Source organism: Thalassospira sp. MCCC 1A01428 (assembly GCF_002115825.1).
In the GTDB taxonomy this organism is placed as follows: Bacteria; Pseudomonadota; Alphaproteobacteria; order Rhodospirillales; family Thalassospiraceae; genus Thalassospira.
Map to the genome: position 1 here is coordinate 1 of NZ_JFJZ01000101.1, position 4,223 is coordinate 4,223.

The 4,223-nt window shown below is 51.1% G+C and carries 4 protein-coding genes; 2 read left to right on the forward strand and 2 right to left on the reverse strand.

Features of this window, described 5'->3' with window-relative positions; all coding sequences use genetic code 11:
- Together tcuA and tcuB are read left to right on the forward strand one after the other, a co-directional pair.
- The coding region (gene tcuA, locus THS27_RS25795; protein WP_139835760.1) for an FAD-dependent tricarballylate dehydrogenase TcuA at nucleotides 1-964 on the forward strand (964 nt) is incomplete at its 5' end.
- Nucleotides 948-2,078, forward strand: coding sequence for a tricarballylate utilization 4Fe-4S protein TcuB (gene tcuB, locus THS27_RS25800; RefSeq protein WP_085595821.1), 1,131 nt, complete (start codon nucleotides 948-950; stop codon nucleotides 2,076-2,078). The genes tcuA and tcuB, both read left to right, overlap by 17 nt.
- Nucleotides 2,079-2,140: 62 nt before the next feature.
- On the opposite strand, the gene THS27_RS25805 is transcribed toward tcuB, so the two are convergent.
- Both THS27_RS25805 and THS27_RS25810 read right to left on the reverse strand, forming a co-directional pair.
- Nucleotides 2,141-3,541: a sensor histidine kinase gene (locus THS27_RS25805; RefSeq protein ID WP_085595823.1), complete on the reverse strand. Its 1,401-nt coding sequence runs from the start codon at nucleotides 3,539-3,541 to the stop codon at nucleotides 2,141-2,143.
- Nucleotides 3,538-4,200 carry a response regulator transcription factor gene (locus THS27_RS25810; protein ID WP_085595825.1) on the reverse strand — a complete coding sequence of 221 codons (663 nt, stop codon included), beginning with the start codon at nucleotides 4,198-4,200 and terminating at the stop codon, nucleotides 3,538-3,540. The genes THS27_RS25805 and THS27_RS25810 overlap by 4 nt, the downstream gene beginning before the upstream one ends.
- Nucleotides 4,201-4,223: the final 23 nt, after the last annotated feature.

Consider the following 4,223-nt stretch of genomic DNA (forward strand, 5'->3'; position numbering starts at 1 on the left):
CCACGCTGAAAAACTGGGCATTGAAGTTCATTATGACGCAATGGTAACCGGCATCGACATCCAGAATGGCGAATTTAAAAGCCTTCGCATCGGGGAGCACACGGTGTCCGCCACGGCCTTTATTGCGGCTGCAGGCGGATTTGAAGCCAATATTGAATGGCTGAAAGAAGCCTGGGGCGACATCGCAGAAAATTTCCTGATCCGCGGCACGCCTTATAATCGGGGCGATCTTTTAAGAATGTTGCTCGATCATGGTGCCAGCCAGATCGGTGAACCCAATCAGTGTCATGCCGTTGCAATTGACGGGCGTGCGCCAAAATTTGATGGCGGCATTTGCACCCGTGTTGATTGTGTATCGCTTGGTATTGTCGTCAATGAAAATGCCAAGCGTTTTTACGACGAGGGAGAGGATTTCTGGCCGAAACGCTATGCCATTTGGGGGCGACTGGTCGCGGATCAGCCCGGCCAGGTCGCCCATGTGATTATAGACCAAAAAGCCAAAGGCGGGTTCATGCCCCCGGTATTCCCCGCTGTTGTTGCCAATACCATTCAAGAACTGGCCGAAAAAATCGGCCTGGATCCGAATGTGTTGGCGCAAACTGTTTCCAGCTTCAACAACGCGGTTCAACCCGGTGATTTTGACCACACAACATTGGATGGTCTTCATACCAGCGGGCTAACCGTTAACAAAACCAACTGGTCCCGCCGCATTGATCAGCCCCCCTATAGTGCCTATTCCCTGCGCCCGGGCATAACATTCACCTATCTCGGCGTCGAAGTCAGCGAAAAAGCATGCATGAAAATGGCTGATGGCACCCTAAGCCGCAACATCTATGCCGCAGGCGAAATCATGGCCGGAAACGTGCTGGGCCAAGGATATTTGGCTGGCATCGGCATGACGATTGGCAATGTGTTTGGACGAATTGCAGGAAGCGAGGCTGCTGATTATGCGCTCAACCGATAAAACAACCGAAGCCGCACGGGTGATGTCCATCTGTAACGCGTGCCGCTATTGCGAGGGCCATTGTGCTGTTTTCCAGGCGATGGAACTGCGCCTGGAATTTAATGCCGATACCGTCGATTACCTGGCCAATCTTTGCCATAATTGCGGGGCCTGCTATCACAATTGCCAATATGCTCCTCCGCATGAATTTCAGCTGAATGTGCCTGCTGCCATGGCTGAACTGCGCCAGGAAAACTATGGCATTTATGCCTGGCCTGGCTTCATGGGCAAGTTGTTTGTTAATAACGGCCTGTGGGTCAGCCTGTTGTCAATTGTGGTCATCACCGCGTTCTTTGCTGCAACCGTTCTTTTAACCGGTGCCGACTTTTTTGCCGTTCACGATACTGCCTTTTACGGTGTGATTCCCCACAATATTCTCGCCGCGCTGTTTGGCGCTGTTGGTGGTTTCGTTTTGCTGGCACTGGTCGCATCAACCGCCAAATTTTGGCGCACAATGCAACTGCCAAGCCCACTGAAACTTGATTATCCCCAAGTCTATCAGGGAATAAAAGATGCCTTGTCGCTAAAATATCTTGATGGTGGCAACGGACAGGGATGTTCTTATCCCGATGAAACCCCGTCGATGGCGCGCCGCTGGTTCCATCAGATGACGTTCTGGGGTTTCATGTTGTGTTTTGCGGCGACATCGTCGGGTACGATCATGCATTACGGCTTTGACTTGCAAGCACCATACGGGTTTCTAAGCCTGCCTAAACTGTTTGGTATTGTTGGTGGTCTGGGTCTCATCATCGGCCCCGTCGGTCTGCTTGCGCTTAAAAGAAAGGCCGATGCAGCGCCAAAAGGCAAAACCAACAAAGGCATGGATATCAGTTTCCTCATCCTTTTATTGCTTACCAGCATAACCGGGCTTGGCCTGATGATTGTTCGCGACACCTCATATGTTGGTATAGCCCTATGCCTTCATCTGGGCGTGGTTTTAACCCTGTTTCTGTCGATGCCTTACGGAAAGTTCGTCCACGGTTTTTATCGCCTGATTGCACTGATTGTTTTTGCGGTTGAAAAGAATGACCACAAAGCGATTGTCGGTGTCTGCAACAGCAAAAATCAATCCTAAAGCCGCCAGAATGGTTGCCGGTCATCAAACGCGGGTCCTTATTGCGTCAGACGTTATAACTGTTAACGAAAAGCAATACGGACCCGCAATCCGCTGCCATTTGGCCCGTCTTCAAGGCTTAAAATCGCCTCGTGCGCCTCGGCGACTTCCTTGACAATGGCAAGGCCAAGACCGGAACCTTGTTTATTATTGCTATCAAGACGGACAAACCGCTCAAGAACGGCGTCCCGGTCTTTCTCGGGGATACCCGGCCCGTTATCTTCAACTTCCAGCATCGGGCCCGATGCGGCCCCACTGCCAATCACCCGGACGGTGACCACAGAGCCCGCCGGGCAATAAGTAATCGCATTATCGATCAGGTTCGCCAGTGCTTCATGCAACAGCACCTCGTTACCGGTTTCAATGTCGCAGCTAAGGCCCTCGCTTTGATCCTCAAAGCCCAGATCAACGTTATGGCGGGCGGCAGATCGCAACATTTCCGATGTCACATTGGTCGCAACCCTTAGAAGATCAATCTTCTCGTAACAGCTGGCCTTGCGTCCCTCGGGCGAGACACGGGCCAGATTTAAAAGCTGCGAGGTCAGCCGAGCGGTCTGGCGCGTTTGATGAACGATACGTTCAAGCGCCTCTCTGTCTTCATCGTTCCGGGTATTGCGCAAAGCCCACTCTGCCTCGGCCTGCACGGTTGCCAACGGTGTCCGTAATTGATGCGACGCATCGGCAATGAAGCGTTGATTGGCCGTGATCGAACTTTCAAGACGGGCCAATAATGCATTAAGCGACATCACCACATCGGTCACTTCTTTGGGCATCACATGGCGGATGGGGCGTAAATCATCGGTAGATCGGCGGCGAATGGCCTGTTGCAAACGTTGCAGGGGAGCAAGACCATGCGTTACACCGATCCATGCAAAAACGCCGCTGATAAACATCAAAACCAGATAATCAGTGGTCGATCCCATTAATTCATCATGAATAAGGGTGTCGCGTTGTCGGCGGGTCTGACTAACATCAATCGTAACCCATCCGTGAATATTCGACGATGGATCCGACACCAGATATTTCATCGCCACTGCGCGCACATCCTCGTTCCGATAATTAGCATTGTAAAAATGCGGAACACCCGGTTGCAAAACCAGGTCTTTGGCGGCACGCGGCAGGCCGAAATCTCCGGTCACAAAGGCACCATCTGGCCCCTGCACTCTGTAATAGGTATTCTCGCGGGTAAATTGTTCAAGTAACAGTTCGATATCGCGCGATAAAAGGTCGCCACTTGATTTAATCGCATGTTCGGAAATTGTAACAGCCAGTGCGACCAAAAGGCGGTCCTGAATACGGTTCGCGACTTCACTAACCGACAGATAATTTTTGGCAAGCAGACCAAATGCCATGATCAGCCCTGGCAACAAAAGCCACAGCAAAAGCCTTGCGCGCAGGGACGTCGTCTTAATATTTTCCGTCATTCGTCAATCATATAACCAAGGCCGCGAATTGTCCGCACTTCAACATCGGCCAGTGCAATTTTTTTACGCAATCGACTGATATAAAGCTCGATCGATTTCACACTGGCCTCATCGTCAAAACCAAACAAATGCAGCGCGATTTTTTCCTTGCTGATCACTTGACTGATATTTAGCAATAAAACTTCCAATACCCCGCGTTCGCGGGGGGTTAAGGCAACAAAATCGCCGTTTACGCTTACGGATCGGTCAATCGAATTAAAGACCAGTTTCCCAACCGAGATATTGGGGTTTCGCACCCCGACATTCCGACGCAGCAGCGCACGCGCACGTGCTTCAAGTTCGCAAATCTCGAATGGTTTAACCATATAGTCATCGGCCCCGGCATCCAGACCGGCAACCCGTTCATCCAGGTTTCCTCGCGCGGTCAATATCATGACAGGTAAATTGATTTTACGAACCCGCACGGTCTTTAAAATTTCCAGCCCGTCCATGCCCGGAAGCGACAAATCCAGAATTAAAAGGTCAAAGGTTTCCTGCAAAACAAGCCGCAGGGCATCTTCGCCATCATGCACCAGATCGACAGCATGATCCATTTGCCGCATCGCCGCGGCAATTTTATCGGCCAAAATAAGGTTATCTTCAATGATAAGAATACGCATCTTTCCTAGGCTCAGGACCTATT

Bases quoted from the DNA above. Each gene is read 5' to 3' on its own strand.
- tcuB (WP_085595821.1), top strand. From the start codon at position 948: ATGCGCTCAACCGATAAAACAACCGAAGCCGCACGGGTGATGTCCATC.
- THS27_RS25810 (WP_085595825.1), bottom strand. From the start codon at position 4,200: ATGCGTATTCTTATCATTGAAGATAACCTTATTTTGGCCGATAAAATT.
- THS27_RS25805 (WP_085595823.1), bottom strand. From the start codon at position 3,541: ATGACGGAAAATATTAAGACGACGTCCCTGCGCGCAAGGCTTTTGCTG.